The 19,325-nt window shown below is 53.3% G+C and carries 16 protein-coding genes; 7 read left to right on the forward strand and 9 right to left on the reverse strand.

Annotated features, from left to right (window positions below; genetic code table 11):
• Positions 1-46: 46 nt before the first annotated feature.
• On the reverse strand, positions 47-1,171 hold the full coding sequence (gene zapE, locus M1D91_RS20835; protein ID WP_437431688.1) for a cell division protein ZapE: 1,125 nt from the start codon (positions 1,169-1,171) through the stop codon (positions 47-49).
• A 189-nt stretch (positions 1,172-1,360) separates the two neighbouring features.
• Between zapE and zapG the strand changes: the two genes are divergently transcribed.
• From zapG to degS, 3 genes are all read left to right on the forward strand, one after another.
• A complete protein-coding gene (zapG, locus tag M1D91_RS20840; protein ID WP_437431687.1) occupies positions 1,361-1,759 on the forward strand; it encodes a Z-ring associated protein ZapG in 399 nt (132 codons plus the stop codon).
• Between the two features lie 172 nt (positions 1,760-1,931).
• Complete coding sequence (degQ, locus tag M1D91_RS20845) at positions 1,932-3,299, forward strand: serine endoprotease DegQ (protein WP_437431686.1); 1,368 nt, start codon at positions 1,932-1,934, stop codon at positions 3,297-3,299.
• 91 nt (positions 3,300-3,390) lie between these two features.
• Positions 3,391-4,458, forward strand: a complete 1,068-nt coding sequence (degS, locus tag M1D91_RS20850) for an outer membrane-stress sensor serine endopeptidase DegS (protein WP_437431685.1) — start codon at positions 3,391-3,393, stop codon at positions 4,456-4,458.
• An 83-nt stretch (positions 4,459-4,541) separates the two neighbouring features.
• Here degS and mdh read toward each other — a convergent pair whose 3' ends face one another.
• Positions 4,542-5,480: a malate dehydrogenase gene (gene mdh, locus M1D91_RS20855; RefSeq protein ID WP_437431798.1), complete on the reverse strand. Its 939-nt coding sequence runs from the start codon at positions 5,478-5,480 to the stop codon at positions 4,542-4,544.
• Positions 5,481-5,892: 412 nt separating this feature from the next.
• On the opposite strand from mdh, the gene argR reads away from it, so the two are divergent.
• From argR to yhcN (M1D91_RS20870), 3 genes are all read left to right on the forward strand, one after another.
• Positions 5,893-6,363, forward strand: a complete 471-nt coding sequence (gene argR / locus M1D91_RS20860) for a transcriptional regulator ArgR (RefSeq protein WP_437431684.1) — start codon at positions 5,893-5,895, stop codon at positions 6,361-6,363.
• 357 nt (positions 6,364-6,720) lie between these two features.
• Positions 6,721-6,984 carry a peroxide/acid stress response protein YhcN gene (gene yhcN / locus M1D91_RS20865; protein WP_437431683.1) on the forward strand — a complete coding sequence of 88 codons (264 nt, stop codon included), beginning with the start codon at positions 6,721-6,723 and terminating at the stop codon, positions 6,982-6,984.
• A 113-nt stretch (positions 6,985-7,097) separates the two neighbouring features.
• A complete protein-coding gene (gene yhcN, locus M1D91_RS20870) occupies positions 7,098-7,361 on the forward strand; it encodes a peroxide/acid stress response protein YhcN (RefSeq protein ID WP_437431682.1) in 264 nt (87 codons plus the stop codon).
• A gap of 63 nt (positions 7,362-7,424) precedes the next feature.
• On the opposite strand, the gene M1D91_RS20875 is transcribed toward yhcN (M1D91_RS20870), so the two are convergent.
• From M1D91_RS20875 to aaeX, 5 genes are all read right to left on the reverse strand, one after another.
• The gene (locus M1D91_RS20875) at positions 7,425-7,691 is read right to left on the reverse strand and encodes a barstar family protein (RefSeq protein ID WP_437431681.1); all 267 of its coding nucleotides are present in this window, start codon (positions 7,689-7,691) and stop codon (positions 7,425-7,427) included.
• A 44-nt stretch (positions 7,692-7,735) separates the two neighbouring features.
• Positions 7,736-9,190 (reverse strand): NAD-dependent succinate-semialdehyde dehydrogenase, encoded by a 1,455-nt coding sequence (locus M1D91_RS20880; RefSeq protein ID WP_437431680.1) that lies wholly within the window; start codon positions 9,188-9,190, stop codon positions 7,736-7,738.
• A gap of 83 nt (positions 9,191-9,273) precedes the next feature.
• A complete protein-coding gene (aaeB, locus tag M1D91_RS20885) occupies positions 9,274-11,241 on the reverse strand; it encodes a p-hydroxybenzoic acid efflux pump subunit AaeB (RefSeq protein ID WP_437431679.1) in 1,968 nt (655 codons plus the stop codon).
• A 5-nt stretch (positions 11,242-11,246) separates the two neighbouring features.
• Positions 11,247-12,179: a p-hydroxybenzoic acid efflux pump subunit AaeA gene (gene aaeA, locus M1D91_RS20890; protein WP_437431678.1), complete on the reverse strand. Its 933-nt coding sequence runs from the start codon at positions 12,177-12,179 to the stop codon at positions 11,247-11,249.
• Between the two features lie 7 nt (positions 12,180-12,186).
• The gene (gene aaeX, locus M1D91_RS20895; RefSeq protein ID WP_437431677.1) at positions 12,187-12,390 is read right to left on the reverse strand and encodes a p-hydroxybenzoic acid efflux pump operon protein AaeX; all 204 of its coding nucleotides are present in this window, start codon (positions 12,388-12,390) and stop codon (positions 12,187-12,189) included.
• A 177-nt stretch (positions 12,391-12,567) separates the two neighbouring features.
• On the opposite strand from aaeX, the gene aaeR reads away from it, so the two are divergent.
• Positions 12,568-13,491: an HTH-type transcriptional activator AaeR gene (aaeR, locus tag M1D91_RS20900; RefSeq protein ID WP_437431676.1), complete on the forward strand. Its 924-nt coding sequence runs from the start codon at positions 12,568-12,570 to the stop codon at positions 13,489-13,491.
• Between the two features lie 469 nt (positions 13,492-13,960).
• On the opposite strand, the gene tldD is transcribed toward aaeR, so the two are convergent.
• Complete coding sequence (tldD, locus tag M1D91_RS20905) at positions 13,961-15,406, reverse strand: metalloprotease TldD (RefSeq protein WP_437431675.1); 1,446 nt, start codon at positions 15,404-15,406, stop codon at positions 13,961-13,963.
• A gap of 82 nt (positions 15,407-15,488) precedes the next feature.
• On the reverse strand, positions 15,489-19,298 hold the full coding sequence (gene yhdP / locus M1D91_RS20910) for an AsmA2 domain-containing protein YhdP (protein ID WP_437431674.1): 3,810 nt from the start codon (positions 19,296-19,298) through the stop codon (positions 15,489-15,491).
• Positions 19,299-19,325 lie beyond the last annotated feature (27 nt).

Genomic DNA, 19,325 nt, shown 5'->3' on the forward strand with positions numbered 1-19,325 from the left:
CCTGGTGCCTCAGCCGCTGCGGCTCTCCCCAAAGAGAGCGTGGCAGTTATGGCATATGCTGAAGCTTGAGGTACTCCTCACTTTGCATCTCCTGCAAACGCGATAAGCAGCGCTGAAACTCAAATTTAAGCTGCTCGCCCTGGTAAATCTCATGTAATGACACTTGTGCGCTGACGACCAGTTTCACGTGGCGCTCATAAAATTCATCAACCAGAGCGATAAATCGGCGCGCTTCATTTTCCATTCGCGCCGTTATCACAGGGACATCAAACAGCATCACCGTATGGAACAGGCGAGAGAGGGCAATATAGTCATGCTGACTGCGAGCCTCTACGCACAGGGTGGTAAAAGAGACGGCCAGCGTCTGATTTTCGACACCCAATGTCGCCAGAGGTCGATGGTTAATATCCAGCGTGGGAGCCTCCCCGCGCGGCGTTCCCGCCAGGGCCTGCCAGAGCGTATCCATATGTTGGGTGGTGTCGTCATTGAGCGGTGAAAGCCACAGATGCGCCTGCGTCAGAGTGCGCAGACGATAATCAACGCCGGCATCCACATTCATGATGTCGCAATGCTGTTTAATTGCGTCAATGGCCGGCAAAAAACGCGCCCGTTGCAAACCGTTACGATAAAGTTCGTCAGGAGGAATGTTTGACGTCGCCACCAGAGTGATACCACGGGCAAACAGCGCTTTCATCAGGCCGCCCAGCAGCATGGCATCCGTGATATCTGATACAAAAAACTCATCAAAACAGAGCACATCCGTTTCGGCTTTAAAGCGATCGGCAATACTCTCCAGCGGATCGCTATGCCCTTGTAATTCTGAAAGTTCTTCATGCACACGCAGCATAAAACGGTGAAAATGAAGCCGCTGTTTACGCGTTCCTGGCAGGCTGTGGTAAAAGAGATCCATCAGCCAGGTTTTACCACGCCCGACCCCACCCCACATATATAACCCGCGCACCGGCGCGTGCATAACAGGTTCACGTTTACCCAGTAGCTTGCCAAATTTTGCCAATAAACCACCAGGTTCCGGCGCGACCGCTGTTTTAGTCACAATCTGTTGATAAATTTCATCCAGCCGGGTGACAGCCTCTTTTTGCACATCATCCGGTTGATGGCTACCCTCGTTCAGGGCATTGATATAACGCGATGTTGGGGAAAGACTCTGCATATCGTTAAAGTTGTTCCTTGAAAATCGATCCTGCCCACAGGGTTGACCAAAAAAAGGTCGCTCTACCCTACGCGATGCCGCGCCGGGATTCCACTTCTGCGCGATTAGCGGTTATAGTGGCATAATCAGGCGTGGGCAAGGCGCTTGCAGCCACCACCCTACGGAATCATAAGACAATGGGAGAAGTACATGACCTGGGAATACGCGCTAATTGGGTTAGTTGTCGGTATCATAATTGGTGCCGTGGCCATGCGTTTTGGAAACCGGAAATTACGTCAGCAGCAGGCTTTGCAATACGAGCTGGAAAAGAACAAAGCTGAGCTTGAAGAGTACCGTGAAGAGCTCGTGAGCCACTTCGCGCGCAGCGCAGAGCTACTGGATAACATGGCGGATGATTATCGTCAGCTCTATCAGCACATGGCGAAAAGCTCCAGCAGCCTGTTGCCAGAGATGTCCGCTGAAGAAAACCCGTTCCGTAACCGTCTGGCAGAGTCTGAAGCCGGTAACGATCAGGCCCCGGTGCAAATCCCGCGTGATTACTCCGAAGGGGCTTCGGGTTTACTGCGTGGTGGCGCGACCCGTAAATAATCCTCTTTTATCCTGCATTTTTAACGGGCGCACATGTTGCGCCCGTCCTGTCTTAATAAACCCAGCTATTATTTAGGCATATCCGCATTGTTACCAGGTTGAAATTTCAATAACATCAACCTGTTTAACGTCGTTTTCCCCCTTTCACTTTAGGTTACGAGAGCCAGCATCAATGAAGAAACAAACCCTGCTGTTGAGTGCGTTAGCGTTAAGTGTCGGGTTATCTCTCTCGGCACCCTTCCCGGCCGTGGCGGCAATGCCGTCAGAGGTTCCAGGCCAGGGGGCGCTGCCAAGCCTTGCGCCTGTGCTGGAGAAAGTACTGCCTGCGGTGGTCAGCGTGCAGGTGGAAGGTACGGCGGTTCAGGGGCAAAAAGTCCCTGAGGAGTTAAAGAAATTTTTCGGTGAAGCGTTGCCCGATCAACAGGCTCAACCTTTTGAAGGTCTGGGGTCAGGGGTCATCATCGACGCGGCGAAAGGTTACGTACTGACGAACAATCACGTTATCAATGAAGCACAAAAAATTAATGTGCAGCTTAATGACGGGCGTGAATTTGAAGCAAAGCTTATTGGTGGTGATGATCAGAGTGACATAGCCCTGCTGCAGTTACAGAATCCAACTAACCTTACGCAGATTGCTATCGCCGACTCAGACAAACTGCGCGTGGGCGATTTTGTTGTCGCCGTGGGTAACCCCTTTGGCCTTGGGCAGACCGCCACATCCGGCATCGTCTCGGCGCTGGGACGAAGCGGGTTAAACCTTGAGGGGCTGGAAAACTTCATCCAGACCGATGCTTCCATCAACCGGGGAAACTCCGGCGGTGCACTTCTGAATCTTAATGGTGAACTGATTGGTATTAATACTGCCATTCTTGCCCCGGGCGGCGGTAGCGTAGGTATAGGATTTGCTATCCCCAGCAATATGGCACAGACCCTCTCTCAGCAATTAATCCAGTTTGGTGAGATCAAACGTGGGTTGTTGGGTATTAAAGGCACCGAGATGAGTGCGGACATCGCCAAAGCCTTTAATCTCAATGTCCAGCGCGGTGCCTTTGTGAGCGAAGTGCTGCCCAATTCGGGTTCAGCGAAGGCGGGCATCAAATCCGGTGACGTCATTGTGAGCCTTAACGGCAAGCCTCTGAATAGCTTTGCAGAACTGCGTTCCCGAATCGCGACAACTGAGCCGGGGACCAAAGTCAAACTGGGCCTGTTGCGGGAAGGTAAGCCACTGGATGTGGAAGTTACGCTGGACAAAAGCACCTCTTCGTCGGCCAGCGCAGAGCTGATTTCACCCGCACTTGAGGGCGCCTCCCTTAGTGATGGTCAGCTCAAAGATGGCACTAAAGGCATCACGATTGAAAACGTTGAGAAGAGCAGCGCCGCAGCCCAGTCCGGTTTACATAAAGATGATGTGATAATCGGCATTAACCGTATCCGGGTGCAATCTATCGCAGAAATGCGAAAAGTACTGGAAACCAAACCCGGCATCATCGCGTTACAAATCATTCGCGGCAACGAAACGCTTTATTTATTGCTACGTTAAGCAAATGCGATCCCGGACATCACCGCTGCATGTGATGTCCGGATAACTCATGCTATGCTGCTGCCGATCCCTTAACAACGACGCCCGCATCATGTTTTTGAAGTTCTTACGCTCGGTAGTAATCGGTTTGATTGTCGGTGGCCTGATCCTCGCCGCCGTCCCCTCGTTACGTCAAAAAATCATGTTATCGACACCGCAGTTTGATAGCTCAGGTGAGACACCCGCCAGCTACAATGCGGCAGTGCGTCGCGCCGCACCTGCGGTAGTCTACGTTTACAACCGGGGTCTGAATAACGCTTCGCACAATCGTCTTGAGATACGTACCCTGGGTTCAGGGGTCATCATGGATCAGCGCGGGTACATTGTTACCAACAAGCATGTCATCAATGATGCTGACCAGATTATTGTCGCCTTGCAGGATGGCCGGGTGTTTGAAGCCCTGCTGGTCGGGTCGGACACCCTTACCGATATTGCCGTTTTAAAAATCAATGCTCCCAGCGGCCTGCCGGTGATACCGATTAATACGCAACGCATCCCGCACATTGGTGATGTCGTACTGGCTATTGGCAACCCCTACAACCTTGGGCAGACCATCACGCAAGGCATTATCAGTGCGACAGGCCGAATCGGGTTGAATCCCTCTGGCCGCCAGAATTTTCTGCAGACCGATGCCTCGATCAACCATGGCAACTCAGGGGGGGCGCTGGTCAACTCGTTGGGTGAGTTGATGGGAATCAATACGCTCTCTTTTGATAAGAGTAACGACGGTGAAACGCCGGAAGGGATTGGTTTTGCCATCCCCTTCCAGCTTGCCACGAAGATTATGGATAAGCTTATCCGCGATGGGCGCGTGATCCGTGGCTACATTGGGATTGGCGGAAGAGAGATAGCCCCAATGCATGCTCAGGGTGGCGCTATCGATCAGATCCAGGGCATCGTGGTTAATGAGGTGGCACCGGATGGCCCCGCCGCGCAGGCAGGGATTCAGGTGAATGACGTTATTGTCTCGGTAAATGGTAAACCGGCGATTTCCGCGCTGGAAACCATGGATCAGGTTGCAGAGATACGTCCGGGTTCAGAAATTCCGGTTGAAGTCATGCGGGAAGATAAAAAGCTCAAATTGCAGGTCACCATTCAGGAATATCCGGCGACCAGCTAATGCATAAAAAAACCGGAGCGCATGCGGCTCCGGTTTTTGTGCTTACCCCTGATGGCAAGCGGCACACCAGGTGGCTGCAGTCATTATTTGTTAACGAAGTCTTCACCCAACTGGATATCTTTTTTCAGCGTATCCAGCATCCCTTCCAGTGCCTGCTGTTCGAACTCGCTCAATGAGCCTATTGCCTTGCGTTCTTCAATACCATTTTTGCCCAACAGCAGCGGTTGAGAGAAGAAACGCGCATGCTGCCCGTCACCTTCAACGTAAGCACACTCCACCACGCCTTGCTCACCCTGCAACGCCCTTACCAGCGACAGACCAAAACGTGCTGCCGCCTGCCCCATAGACAGCGTTGCCGAGCCGCCACCCGCTTTCGCTTCCACCACTTCGGTGCCGGCATTCTGAATACGTTTTGTCAGATCGGCAATTTCCTGCGCAGAGAAGCTCACGCCCGGGATTTGCGACAGTAAAGGCAGGATAGTCACACCTGAATGCCCCCCCACAACGGGGACCTCGATATCCGTCGGCTGCTTACCTTTAAGCTCAGCAACAAACGTATTGGAACGGATGATGTCCAGGGTAGTGACCCCAAACAGCTTATTCTTGTCATACACACCCGCTTTTTTCAGCACTTCTGCTGCGATGGCAACGGTGGTATTGACCGGGTTAGTAATGATCCCAATACAGGCTTTCGGACAGGTTGTCGCGACCTGGGCTATCAGATTTTTCACGATGCCGGCATTGACGTTAAAAAGATCGGACCGGTCCATACCGGGCTTGCGGGCCACGCCAGCTGAGATAAGGACAACGTCTGCACCCTGGAGGGCTGGCGTTGCATCTTCACCGGAAAAACCTTCAATCTTCACCGCGGTAGGAATATGGCTGAGGTCAACAGCGACTCCAGGGGTGACAGGAGCGATATCATACAGAGTGAGTTCTGAACCTGAAGGCAGTTGAGTTTTCAGTAGTAGAGCTAACGCCTGGCCAATGCCACCAGCTGCGCCGAGGACTGCAACTTTCATCATAAACTCCTTATTATGGTTAGCTAAATATTTCGTTACTCCGTTGCGGCGACCTTAATTCACCCTGATAATTATGGCATCATGCAAACCAAAATTCTGCGGCACGGCACGCTTTTAAAATATTATAATGGGCTTTTCCGATCGACTGACAAACAAACTCAGCGATTACCACTGAGTGTTTACAATATAGACTCGCCAACCATCAAAATAACACCAAATGCATAACATTTATTTTACTTTTGCTTAAATTTGCGACATATGACACAAGCAAATCCCATCCCTTGCAGTGCAGAGAAATTAATAATTGTCTCTTAAATAACAGTATTTTAGATCTTTCCACGGTAGATTATTTGCATAAAAATTCATCCATATGCATAATAATGTAGTTTTCACGACCTGATACGGGTGACTTATGCGAAGCTCGGCAAAACAAGAAGAATTAGTTAAAGCCTTTAAGGCCCTACTTAAAGAAGAGAAATTCAGCTCTCAGGGAGAAATTGTTTCAGCGTTGCAGGAGCAAGGTTTTGACAATATCAATCAATCCAAAGTCTCCCGGATGCTCACCAAATTTGGTGCAGTACGGACACGCAACGCCAAAATGGAGATGGTGTACTGCCTGCCGGCAGAACTCGGCGTCCCTACCACCTCCAGCCCGCTGAAAAACCTGGTGCTGGACATTGATTACAACTCTGCCGTTGTGGTCATTCATACCAGCCCTGGCGCGGCGCAGCTTATTGCGCGTCTGCTGGATTCTCTGGGCAAAGCAGAGGGAATTCTGGGCACCATTGCAGGGGACGACACCATTTTCACCACCCCAGCCAATGGTTTTACGGTAAAAGAGCTTTACGAAGCTATCCTCGTTTTATTCGAACAAGAGCTCTGACACGGCACTTCTCTCCCCTCGTCCCCTGCGAGGGGCTCCTCTTGTTCATCGCTGTTTTGTCATCACCCTGCCATTTTTTTGACACATTGTGCGATTTTACGCTACATCACATTCACCAAATCTATCATTCCGCACAAAAAATCAAATCCTAATATCCTAATGATTTTATTGGTTTTTAACGGCGTAAAAAGTCATTTTTATACATTATTTGATATAAAAAACCGTTTCCTTACCACTTACTTACATTGGAAATAATTAGTCTGGTATTAATTTTTCGGGTGATTAGTGTATACTTGATTTTGTGATGAGGGTCACGAAATAAGACTCTCCAAAAGAAAATGTGACGAGGCAAATATCATGAATATCAAATCTACTGTAGCAGCACTCAGCGTTCTTTCCGTTCTCTCTTTTGGCGCCTTTGCCGCTGACTCCATTGGTGCCGGGCAAGCGCAGAATCGCGAGTCTATGGGAACCATTTCCGTCGGTGGGATTAGCTCTTCACCCATGGATATGCGTGCCGAGCTGAACAAAAAAGCGGAACAACAGGGTGCCTCAGCTTACCGCATCATTGAAGCCCGCACCGGTGACAACTGGCATGCCACGGCTGAACTCTATAAATAAGCTGTACCGACGCACCGCTATACCAACGTACCTTTAAGAAAGATCGCTCAACGGCACAGGCATAAAAATAGCAGTTTAACCCTTCTCGCCGTTGGGATTTAAGGAGAAAGAATATGAAACGTAACACTATCATCGCTACCCTTGGTCTGGCTTCTCTGCTCTCATTCGGTGCCAGCGCCGCAACGCAGATCTCCGCCGACCAGGCACAAAATCTTCAGCCGATGGGCAGTGTCTCCATCTCCCAGACGGCCAGTTCACCCATGAGCATCCGTGAGCAACTGTCAGCTAAAGCCGATCGGGCAGGCGCTTCCAGCTATCGCGTAACCGAATTGCAGGAAGGCGACACCTGGCACGCCACAGCTGAACTGTATAAATAAACCCTCGTCGTAAATGTCCTACGACTTGCCCCTGCATGACAGGGGCTTTTTTATGCCTGTCGGTCAACGAATATTGAAACGCAACTGTCCTTCCAGCTCCTCTTCTGCCTCATCAAACAACAGAATCAACGCCCCAAAACGTCGGCGTAATTTCTCGGGCAGATGGATAAACTCGATTTCCACCGGCAAGGGTAACCCGTTTGTCACAGTGTTCCAGAGTGAATCCAAATCACTGACCTCGTTACCCTCAAGAGATAGCTGGCGGGAAAAGTCACGAAAAAACGCCGTCTGGTCATCTATTTCGTCAAAATCAAAGGTGTAGATATTCATTATCCGCCATCCTGCCAAAGGGGCGGTGATACCGCCCCGTACGCTTATAATCCCCCGATATGCAGGGTTTTGACTTCCATGAACTCTTCCAGTCCCAGTACCGACCCTTCGCGCCCCAGACCCGACTCTTTTACCCCGCCAAACGGGGCAAGTTCCGTCGAGACAGCGCACTCATTGATGCCAATCATACCGCTCTCTAATGCCTGAGATACCCGGAAGACCCGCGACAGATTCTGAGTATAGAAATAGGCAGCCAGCCCAAAGGGCGTAGCATTAGCGCGCTGGATGACCTCATCTTCAGAGGTAAAACGGAAACAGGCGGCGACCGGACCAAAGGTCTCTTCTTTCGCAAGTTTCATTCCTTCGCTGCAATTACCCAGCACCGTAGGCTGCCAGAAGTTGCCTCCCCGCTCATGCGCTTTCCCCCCCGCCAGCACTTTAGCGCCATGCGCGACGGCGTCTTCAACATGTTCCCGAACCTTATCCACCGCAGAAGCTTCAATAAGCGGGCCGACCACCACACCGTCATCAAGGCCATTGCCGACGTTGAGCGCGTTTACCTCGCTGGCCAGTTTCTGCGTGAAGGTCTCATACACCGACTCATGAATGTAGAAGCGGTTAACGCTCACGCACACCTGCCCGGCATTGCGGAATTTATTGGCAATGGCACCTTTGACCGCTGCATCAATATCCGCATCCTCAAACACGATATAAGGGGCATTTCCCCCCAGCTCCATTGACACCTTTTTCATGGTGTCGGCGGCGTTACGAACCAGCGTTTTACCTACCGCAGTGGAACCGGTGAAGGAGATTTTACGCACCTCCTGACTGGCCATAATGGCATCGCTGATTTCAGACGTTGTCCCGGCAACCGCATTCAGCACGCCATCCGGCACGCCAGCTTTCTTCGCGAGGGCCAGTAGGGCAAATGCGCTAAGAGGGGTATTATTGGCTGGCTTGATGACGCCCGTGCAACCCGCCGCCAGCGCGGGCCCCAGTTTGCGGGTAAGCATCGCCATCGGGAAGTTCCAGGGCGTTATCGCCGCCACGACGCCGATCGGTTCCCGTGTCGCATAAATACGCGAGCCGGGTTTGGCGGGAGGAATGATTTCACCGTTGGCACGTTTTGCCTGCTCAGCAAACCACTGAATAAAGCTGGCGGCATACTCCACTTCGCCCTCCGCCTCTTTCAACGGCTTGCCCTGCTCGGTGGTCATCAGCCGGCCCAGCCAGCTCTTGTTTTCGATAAGCAGTTCGTACCAGCGATAAAGAATAGTAGAGCGTTCTTTGGCGGTTTTAGCACGCCAGCCGGGGAAGGCTTTGCTGGCCGCCGCGATAGCGTCTTCCGTCTCTTTTTTCCCCGCTTTCGCCACTTTTGCTATCACTTCACCCGTCGCCGGATTGTAGACGTCAAATGTCGTATCCAGTGTTTTCCAGACGCCATCCACCAGATAGCCCGTCTGAAACAGTTCACTGTCCTGCAATGCCTGCGTAGTCATTTGTCCTCCTGAACGGTGTTTTACAAAAGCTCCCATAAAGTATAGCCATAAAAAAACCGACGCTTTTCGCGTCGGTTTCAGGTTTAACGGGTGGTCAGCGCGTGCTGATATTTATGCAGCATCCCGGTGAGCCGCTGGACGGGGTCCGTCACCTGCGGTGGGGCATCCCAGTAATGCAGTTTTTCCTGATAAACGTCTAACTCTGCAAGGAGCTGAGAAAAATAGCGCCGCCGCTTACTGTCGCTGCCGGCATAAATAATTTGATCTGCCGTGCGTCGTAGCTGCCGATGAAAAGCAGAAAGATCGTCATTAACAGGTATCGGCGCATCCCGCAGACGTTGATGGGCAATAATCAGCGTCAGCGCCAGCCGGAACTTCGCCAGATCGCCCGGGAATTTATTCAGCAACAGAAACAGTTGCTGGTATAGGGCGGGAAGATGGTTTTCTTTGCGCCGGGCAGTATTGGTGGTCATGGCTGACACAGCCGCAAGCACAAACTGGTTGAGCAGCATGCGCCCGGTGCGAGCCTGCGAATTATCGCGCACCAGCAGGATAACCAGCAGCGCCAGGCCACATCCCACAATTTGCCCAAGCGCGCTGTCAAGAAACTGGCTGAAGTGGAAGGTCATCGGGTTATCCAGCACGATAATATTAATGGTGCTCGCCAGCGCGCCGAGCGAGCCCAGCCGCCGTTTTTGCACTTCGATACCAATAAAGAATGCCAGCACCGCCAGGCTGATACATAACAACAGCATGCTCTGTTGCGTAGAGGGGATGATAACCAGGAAGTAAAGCGCACCAAGCGGCAACGCCACCAGCGTCCCTAAGAGAAAATCAATCGCGACCATTTTAGGATTGGGCAGACGCATTGCCAGCGAGGTCACCACGGCAATCATTACCATGGTTCCACTACCGGATGTCCAGCCGCTCCACAGCCAGAACAAAGTGCCCAGCACACAGGAGAGCGTAGTACGCCAGAAGTTAATCATGGCGTGGTGGCGCTCCGCCGACGCGGGTTTTATCACCACTTCACGGCGCAGCACCTCATCTTCTGTGGCGCTGATTTTGGTGTTACTGGTGACGCCGCGCTTGAGCAGCAGATAGCGCGTCGCCGTTCCTACCCAGCTGTAAATGGTTACCGGCGTATCACGCTCACCTGTCCAGACAATGACGCGACGCATCCGTTTTAGCTGTTTATGAATGTCCTGAATAGTGTCGACAGGCGTATCAAACAGCTCCCGAAACGTGCCGGTAATCAGCTCCGGGCGGGTGTTCTGAATAAGATAGGTTTCACACGCCTGCGTTATCAGCGTCAGTGAGAGAGTGTTAATCGCCTCCAGACGGCGGTTGGCCTTGCCCCAGCGTGAAGATTCAATCTTCAGGTTGCTGCGCATGCCCTCCAGCGCTGCCGTCCGACGAACCAGCGCGCCCCATGCTTTATCGACATCCTCGGGCTCACCGTGCCGGATGCAAAGCTGCATCAGTTGATATTGCGCCACCAGCAGGCTGTCCAGCTCGCGGTCTATCTCTTTCTTAATGGAGCGCGGTGAAAAAAGAAGATCGGCCACGATGGCACAAACAATCCCGATAACAATTTCGCTGCACCGCTCAACGGCAAACTGTGGCGTCAGCAGCGGCTCGGTTTGAATAGTGATCACGATGATAAGAGCGGTATAACCGGCCAGCCCCCAGGCGTAGGAGTTTTCCACACGCACCAGCGAGGAGAGCCAGGTACAGAATCCCGCCCAGATACAGCAGACCACCAGCATCAGTAACGGCGCCCGAATCATTGCCATGATAATGACGAGTCCGGCAATACAACCGATAAAGGTACCGATAATTCGCAACATCCCGCGATAACGGATAGCCCCCGACCAGGGCTCACCCCCTGCGGCAAAGGCCGGACCTGCCGCCACAATAGCCGCCGTGAGCACTGCCCAGCGCGGTGTTTCCAGCTGGAAATGAAATCCTACAAATAGTGCCAGTACGATGGCGCAGGCCAGCTTTAAAGCGAAACGAATATGCTGGGTGGCAATGGAAAACAGGCCCATCGTAATTAACCCATTTCCCGCAGACGATGCGCCAGCTTGCGGAAGAACGAATCATGGCTTTCATCACGATCATTCGGGCCGGTGACGACTACCGTGGCGGTTGTGCCCGCAGGCCACAGATTCCCCTGCTGCTCATCAAGATGAATACGCACCGGCACGCGTTGGGCCAGACGAACCCACTCCAGGTTGGAGTCAATGGTCGCCATGCCTTTACTGTCGCTACTGCTACTGGCATTGGTCACCCCGGCCGCTACGCTATCGACGGTGCCTTTCAGCACATGATTGCTGCCAAGCGGTGTTATCTCAGCCCGGTAGCCTGGACGCACGCCTTCCAGTTTGGTCTCTTCCAGGTAGGCCAGCACGTAGAATGAATTCTGTTTGACCAGCGCCACCGCCGTCGAACCACGGGTGATGAACTCTCCGGCATACACGTTCAGGTTAGTCACCCAGCCATCTGCCGGAGCGCGTATTACGGTACGCTCAAGATCAAGCTTCGCCAGGTCGCGGGTCGCCTGCGCTTTCGCCAGTTGATGCAACACGGTCTGCAGTACGTTGTTGGCCTGGTCAATCTCTTCGCGGGACATAGCCTGAACGCCCAGTTGATTACGGCGCCCTGCTTCCCGACGCTTTTCACTTGCCAGCGCCTGGTAGTAAGAGACGTCTGCTTCGGCCTCTTCCAGCGCTTTCTGATAACGAGGCTGATCGATAGTAAAGAGTACCTGGTTTGCTTTAACCAGTTGGTTATCATGAACATTGACCGCGGTGATCAATCCCGCCACGTCAGGCGCGATCGCCACCACATCGGCGCTAAAGCGGGCATCACGGGTCCAGGGAGATTCGGTGTAGTAAACCCAGGCGCGGAAAATAGCGATGAACGCCAGGATGACCAGCACAACGGTAATCGCAGTACGAGAGAGATTTCTTGTTAGTGTTTTCACTTCTACCTCAAGCAAACAGACGCGACAGCAGATAAAACAAGCAGCAGTAAAGCGCGGTATTAAACAGCGCCGGATGCCAGACAAAATCATAAATCCCGGTCGGGATTAGCATGCGGCGCACCAGCCAGAAGATCGCCAGTGACAAAAGCAATTCGAAAAAAATCGGTGGGAACGACAGACCGAACACCACGATAACGGGAAACAGACTCATGTTGACCTTGATTAGAGAGAATGCAGGCGACAATATTTCTTATCCGTACCGCTACGGAGCAGTGAGCAGGCCAGGCGAGAGCGATACGTTAATTATTCAGCGAATAGTATATTAACGTAACTGTTATGCTGTTATCTATATAATGTGATCTAAATCACTTTTAAGCCAGAGTGAATAATGGAACGATTAAAACGCATGTCGGTGTTTGCCAAAGTGGTGGAGCAAGGCTCCTTTACGGCCGCTGCACGCCAGCTCCAGATGAGCGTCTCCTCCATCAGCCAGACGGTTGCTAAGCTGGAAGATGAGCTGCAGGTTAAGCTGCTAAACCGCAGCACACGTAGCCTGGGTCTGACCGAAGCCGGAAAAATTTACTATCAGGGCTGTCGGCGGATGCTCTTTGAAGTGCAGGATGTCCACGAACAACTGTACGCGTTTAATAACACCCCTATCGGGACGTTACGTATCGGTTGTTCTTCAACCATGGCACAAAATGTTCTCGCCAACATGACCGCCGAGATGCTGAAAGAGTACCCCGGCCTTTCCATAAACCTGGTGACAGGCATTCCGGCGCCGGATCTCATTGCCGATGGCCTGGACGTGGTCATTCGCGTGGGCGCATTGCAGGACTCCAGCCTCTTTTCCCGTCGGCTGGGGGCGATGCCGATGGTCGTCTGCGCGGCCAAAAGCTATCTGGCGCACTATGGCGTGCCTGAAAAACCGGCCGATCTGGTGAATCATTCATGGCTGGAATACAGCGTGCGCCCGGATAATGAATTTGAGCTGATTGCGCCGGAAGGCATCTCAACGCGATTGATCCCGCAGGGGAGATTTGTCACCAACGATCCCATGACGCTTTCACGCTGGCTGATTGCCGGTGCAGGGATCGCCTACGTGCCGCTGATGTGGGTGATCGAAGAGATCAATAAAAGCAATCTTGAGATCCTTTTCACCCGCTACCAGTCCGATCCACGTCCGGTATGGGCGCTTTATACTGAAAAGGACAAGCTGCCGCTGAAGGTACAGGTCTGTATAAACTATCTGACGGAGTATTTTGTGGAGGTGGCGAAGCTGTATCAGGGAATGCAGGGGCGTGGGCTGTAATGCCCTCACCTACAGGCTGAGGAATCCCCAGTAATATTACGTATTACAGCGATAACACTGCGCAATGAGAACACAACAGTTAAAGCGATGACAGGGTCCGGCTGAAAATCGACGAAGCGTATCCGTAAGGCCGGGGCGACGCGCAGGGATGCGCGGCGAGGGCGACTTTACAGGGACGTTTCCTTCGCCCGTCCCCGATAAGCCTGAAGGAGAAGCTGCGTGGACCGCGTCAGCGGCGATTTTCCTGGCCGGGAGCCCGGGTCGCCAGGGCGGTGGCGGCGAACCGCCCTGGCACGTTCACGGGTTCTGGCACTACAGAAAAGCAAGGAACATAAGGTGAACGGAATACCCCTCAGCGCCGCATGTTCCCCCTCACCCTCACCCTCTCTCCAAAGAGGGGACTTTCCGTGCTCATATTAATTTGTGGGGGCTCCCTCAGCCTACAGGGTGAGGGCATGTAAAACGAAAATCAGGCAGTACCACCGACGGTCAGGTTATCGACTTTCAGCGTCGGCTGACCGACGCCCACCGGCAGGCTCTGGCCCTCTTTACCGCAGACGCCTACACCTTTATCCAGCTTCAGATCGTTACCTACCATCGATACCTGTTGCATCGCTTCAATACCGGAACCGATCAGGGTTGCCCCTTTCACCGGTTTGGTGACTTTGCCGTTCTCGATGAGGTAAGCCTCGGAGGTAGAGAAGACGAATTTGCCGGAAGTGATATCCACCTGGCCTCCGCCAAAGTTGGGAGCAAAAATACCAAACTCAACGGATTCGATAATCTCTTGCGGCGTCGATTTACCCGCCAGCATATAAGTGTTGGTCATACGCGGCATCGGCAGATGAGCATAAGATTCACGACGCCCGTTACCGGTCGGCGCAACGCCCATCAGACGCGCGTTTAACTTATCCTGCATATAGCCTTTGAGAATGCCATTTTCAATCAAGGTGTTGTACTGGCCCGGCGTGCCTTCATCATCAATAGACACGGAACCACGGCGATCGGCCATGGTGCCATCGTCCACGATGGTACAAAGTTCTGAGGCGACCAACTGGCCCATTTGACCACTGAAAACAGAGGTGCCGCGGCGGTTAAAATCCCCTTCCAACCCGTGTCCAACCGCTTCATGCAGCAGCACGCCAGGCCAACCGGCACCCAGTACCACCGGCATAGTACCGGCAGGCGCGGCCACCGCAGAAAGATTCACCAGCGCCATACGCACGGCTTCTCTCGCCCAGACATCGGCGCGCACATCACCCTCTTCGTCCTTCAGGAACCAGTCGTAGCCGAAACGTCCGCCGCCACCGCTTGAGCCGCGTTCGCGTTTGCCCTCTTCTTCCACCTGGACACTGACTGAAAGCCGAACCAGCGGGCGAACATCGGCAGCCAGCGTACCGTCAGTTGCCGCAACCAGAATCAGTTCATAAACGCCGGTCAGACTGGCGGTCACTTCCTGAACACGTTTATCCGCCGCACGAGCGACCTTGTCTACCCGGCGCAGAATATCCAGCTTCTCTTCACGGCTCATGCTCTGTAACGGATCAATACTGGCGTAGAGGCCGCTATGTTCAACCGCCCCCAGTGTCTGCACACGCCCGTCACCGGCATCACGCACGATGGTGCGTGCGGCCTGAGCGCTCTGCTCCAGCGCCAGCAAGCTGATTTGATCGGCGTAGGCAAAGCCTGTTTTTTCTCCGCTCACGGCGCGCACGCCAACACCCTGATCGATGTTATACGAGCCATCTTTAATGATGCTGTCTTCTAACACCCAGGACTCGTGATAGCTCGACTGAAAATAGAGATCGCCATAGTCGAGTCGACGTTCAGTCAGCTGGCCGAGAATGGAAAACAGATCCTGATGGCTCAGGCCATTTGCTGCCAGTAATTGTTCACTTACCAGGTTCAGACTCATCGTTAGCTACTCGTTGTTGCCGCCCCGTGGGGCAGTAAAATGTCATATAAGAAGATTGAGGCAATTCTTAGATGCCGTCAAATCATTGCTTTTTCTCAGTGCGGGTCTGACGAAGCACTTCATTGATCTGCGGTCGGTCTACCGGGCCCGTTATCTGATAGCGCAGAATGGAAACTTTGTTCCAGAGTGGCCCCAGCACCTTACTGGCGGCAAACACGGCGGCCCCGACAATAGGGTTAACCGCAAAGGCCGCCGCGACGCCGACGGTTGCAGAGATCTCAGGCGCAACGACAGCTTCTATATTGAGCTGACGCTGCACCAAATCAACGGAGCCTTTCATTGCGATATCCGCTTCAAGCCCGTCGACCAGCGTGTCATCCGTGTGCAGCACGCCATCTTTAATCCAGGCCGCGCTTCGGATCGAATCAAAATAGAACCCTTCATTACTGAAGGTATCGCTGAAGTCAAAACGCAGTTTACGCAGCAATGCATCGACACTGAACAGGCGCAGCAATTGACCTGCATGCCCGGTACTGACATCTGTAATCTCCCCTTTACCCAAACGGGTACGAAGGATCCCGTTCAGAGACTCCTCTTTCGGCTGCCAGGGGGTGCTGCGCCAGTGTAAATCGTAATCCACATCAAATGAGGCGTTTCGCATCGGGGTGGTGATACCAAAGAAGTTCATCGCCGCATCGATTTTCTCTCCCTTCAGTGTCCCTTTAACAGAAGTGCGCTCTGCCCCCGTGCGGTTCACCCATTCTCCATTTGCCGTCAGGCGAGCAAAACCGCTGTCCACCAGACCATTGGTCAGGCTCAGGGTGTCTCCTTTGATATTGACATCGCCATCGATACGGCCATATTTCTGCCCCCACAGCCAGCACTCCGCGCAGCGAAGTTGCACATCAGGCCAGCTGGTGAAATCTATCTGCGAATTATCGCGTAACAGGGTAGTGGGTGACGAAATGTCATTCTCGCCCGCAGCCGTTGCTGATGGGTTGTAATAGAGATAGCGGATCGCCGCCTGCCAGGGCGCGTTATCGCGCATGGTCAGCGTACCATTGATTTCGCGCCCTTGCGCTTCAATGACCGAGCCGTCAGGCTGAGGTGTCGAGACCAGACTAAGGTTGTTCCACTGCTGGCCGCCCAGCAGGAGCAGCGGCGTGCGTAAGGCGATTCTTGACGGGAATGAGGTCGCGTTACTGACGTTGCTGGCGACCCCCTGACGAAACAGCGCCAGCCATTGTGCGCCGTCCAGGGCGGGAAGGTTAAGCTCCACGCCTTCTTTATCAGGCAGAGGCGGAACCGTATGACTGTCCGACGTCCAGATAGCGCGATCGAGCGTCAGCTTGTTACCCAGCAGCCATCGACTGTTGAAGTGATTGTTGCTTCCCGCGTTACCGGTCAGGTCAAACCGGTGCAAATTTCCATCAACCTTAAGCTTCACCGGTAAGGCTTTGCCCGACTGCTTATCCATCGGTGAGGGTAATGTGCTGGTTAAATTGGTTAAATCACCGTCCAGCGCAACGGCATAGTGCGCCCCGGAGCGGTAAGGCAGTTCAATATCCACCTTCCCCTTCCAGCCCACGCTGCCGCGGAGCGCATCATTCAGCTGCTGCGGTAATACGCCGGTCCGCGCTGGCTGCCAGTTTCCATTTAAATTGACCGCCACCTGATAGGCCTTTTCGCCCTCAGTGGTCGTAAAGTCGATATTTAACGGCTGGTTAAACCAGGTAGCCTGCAGCGGCTCGCTTTTCAGGTTGCCATTCACAAAGCTAAATTTACCGCGCAGATCGTTAACCGTACTGTTAATGGGTTTAATAAACAGATTATTGTGATTAAGCGTGACGTCACCTTTCGCGGTGGTTATTTCACCATCAAGCGGAATATCGAGATGTAAGCGAGCATTCACCTCTCCATCGAGTTGGAGTTCATCGAGCGCCGCTGACAGCGAGTCTTTCAACGGCGTCTCTTTAAAATAAGGTCCTACGGCTTTACCCGGCCCCTTGATATCGGCATCAATCAACAATTTTTCTTTCAGATAGTCCGGGATAACCGCGCGCAGGTTGCTGGCCTTTACGCCTCCTAACGCCACATCGTCCGTCTTCATCCACAGCCCATCATTGATGAAATCAAGCTCGATATCGAACTGCTTCAGTGCAGGCCAGTCGGGCTGAAAAGCAAAGGTCGCATTACGCAGCGGCACGTGCACTTCGAACTGCCCTTCATTGTGCTTATACGGGAACAGCTTCGGGTTACCGCTATATACCAGGGTCGCGTTTTCCGCCTGCCCGCCCTGGATCGCGCCGCTCAGGTAATCTACCAGCGCCTTGCCCATCAGATTTTCCGGGAAATAGCGCCACGCCTGTCCCCCGTCGCTGACATTAATGCCGGCAAGAATACCCAGCCAGGGTTCATCACCCGCCGGTTGCAGATAGCGGAAGTCACCACGAGCGCGAAGGGCATTGGCCTGAACATCTATGTTGCGCCCGTCCAGTTGCAGCCCGCGCGCATCTCGCTGCCAGTTGAGCGTGGCAACACCTTTTTCTATCTCCAGAGGGGCACGAAAAACCGTGGCATAAGGCATTTTTGCCTGGGCTATCTCTACCGTTACGCGACCATTTTCCATACTACCGGAAAGCGTACCGGCGAGGTTTTCAACGCCAGGCAGGAGTTGCCACTGCTTCCAGGCGATGTTTTTCCAGCTCGCCTGAAAACGTGTTTTATCCGTAGCCTGAAGCGGAATGTCGAGTGCCAGTTTTTCCAGCATCCCAGATGGCGTCATGGTGCGCCAGATGTTGCCCAGCTCCGGTGAAATCTTTTCGGCAATCGGCAGTAAGCCTTCCAGGCTGTCGAGCTCAAGGCGGCTGGCGCGTACCCGTAGTTCATCACTACGGCTCCCGGCAGACTCACCGGCTTCTCGCGCCGGGACCCAGGCAAACGCCAGCGCCCCTTCAGGCCAGGGGCGATCGTCCAGGGTAATACGGGTTTGTGGAATATCGAACTGCCATCCCTGCTGCTGACGCGAGATATGGGCAGTGAGATTATCCACCGTCATCTGGTGCACCTTTTTATCGCCCTGCCAGCTGGCGCCGCCTTTTTTCAGCCAGACATCGCCACTCTCAACATCTCCTTTGCTGAGGGTCAGCCACCCCTCCAGGCTGAAACGGGCGGAGTCCAGCGCCACGTTGTCCTGCATCCATTTCCCCAGCCAGGGTTTAACATCAATGTCATCGGCCTGCAGCCACAACCTGCCATTATTTAAAATGCCATTATCGTCACGCAGATCCATACGAACCTGCATCAGACCATGCTGGCCGGTCAAACTGGAGAGACTTAACTGACCCTCTGCACGATGTCTGTCGTTACTGTTAAGCCACGTCAGTTGAGGAATTGAGAGCTCGGCCCGTTGGCCTGAAAGGGTGAGAAAGCTGAGGCTACTGTCGCGCAGATCAAAGTGATCGAACTGACGAAGAAAGAGATCGCTGATGCGATTGGTTTCAATGCTGTCGCCGTCGTTGTTACGTTGCAGAGGGGTGTTGGTGCGCACCGCCAGTTGATAAAAGGTGAGATCGCGAAACTGCCAGCGCATATGCAGCAGGCTTTGCCAGACATCCAGCGCCAGGGTGACGCGTTTAACCGACAGACTGCCCCCATCTTTCAGCGCGGCGCTGACGTCACGCACCTCCAGATTAGGGCCATAATTCTCCCAGCTGGCATGCAGATAATTCGCCTTTACGGCAACGCCGGCCTGCGCCTCGATTCTGGCAAGGATTTCAGGGCGCCATTTGTCCAGATGAGGCAGCACAAGACGCAGGCCGCTGACTAACAGCGCCACGAAAACGATAAGCGTTGCCCCTGTAAGCAGCAAAATCCCCGGCAATCGCCTCACGCACCTCTCCTTGTCAGCAAAACGTCT

The organism is Enterobacter sp. SA197, from assembly GCF_054131575.1.

What these genes read in the sequence shown, in the direction of transcription:
- aaeB (WP_437431679.1), bottom strand. Translation starts at nt 11,241, where the DNA reads ATGGGCCTGTTTTCCATTGCCACCCAGCATATTCGTTTCGCTTTAAAG.
- degS (WP_437431685.1), top strand. Translation starts at nt 3,391, where the DNA reads ATGTTTTTGAAGTTCTTACGCTCGGTAGTAATCGGTTTGATTGTCGGT.
- degQ (WP_437431686.1), top strand. Translation starts at nt 1,932, where the DNA reads ATGAAGAAACAAACCCTGCTGTTGAGTGCGTTAGCGTTAAGTGTCGGG.
- zapE (WP_437431688.1), bottom strand. Translation starts at nt 1,171, where the DNA reads ATGCAGAGTCTTTCCCCAACATCGCGTTATATCAATGCCCTGAACGAG.
- mdh (WP_437431798.1), bottom strand. Translation starts at nt 5,480, where the DNA reads ATGAAAGTTGCAGTCCTCGGCGCAGCTGGTGGCATTGGCCAGGCGTTA.
- aaeR (WP_437431676.1), top strand. Translation starts at nt 12,568, where the DNA reads ATGGAACGATTAAAACGCATGTCGGTGTTTGCCAAAGTGGTGGAGCAA.
- argR (WP_437431684.1), top strand. Translation starts at nt 5,893, where the DNA reads ATGCGAAGCTCGGCAAAACAAGAAGAATTAGTTAAAGCCTTTAAGGCC.
- yhcN (WP_437431683.1), top strand. Translation starts at nt 6,721, where the DNA reads ATGAATATCAAATCTACTGTAGCAGCACTCAGCGTTCTTTCCGTTCTC.
- yhcN (WP_437431682.1), top strand. Translation starts at nt 7,098, where the DNA reads ATGAAACGTAACACTATCATCGCTACCCTTGGTCTGGCTTCTCTGCTC.
- zapG (WP_437431687.1), top strand. Translation starts at nt 1,361, where the DNA reads ATGACCTGGGAATACGCGCTAATTGGGTTAGTTGTCGGTATCATAATT.
- tldD (WP_437431675.1), bottom strand. Translation starts at nt 15,406, where the DNA reads ATGAGTCTGAACCTGGTAAGTGAACAATTACTGGCAGCAAATGGCCTG.
- M1D91_RS20875 (WP_437431681.1), bottom strand. Translation starts at nt 7,691, where the DNA reads ATGAATATCTACACCTTTGATTTTGACGAAATAGATGACCAGACGGCG.
- M1D91_RS20880 (WP_437431680.1), bottom strand. Translation starts at nt 9,190, where the DNA reads ATGACTACGCAGGCATTGCAGGACAGTGAACTGTTTCAGACGGGCTAT.
- aaeX (WP_437431677.1), bottom strand. Translation starts at nt 12,390, where the DNA reads ATGAGTCTGTTTCCCGTTATCGTGGTGTTCGGTCTGTCGTTCCCACCG.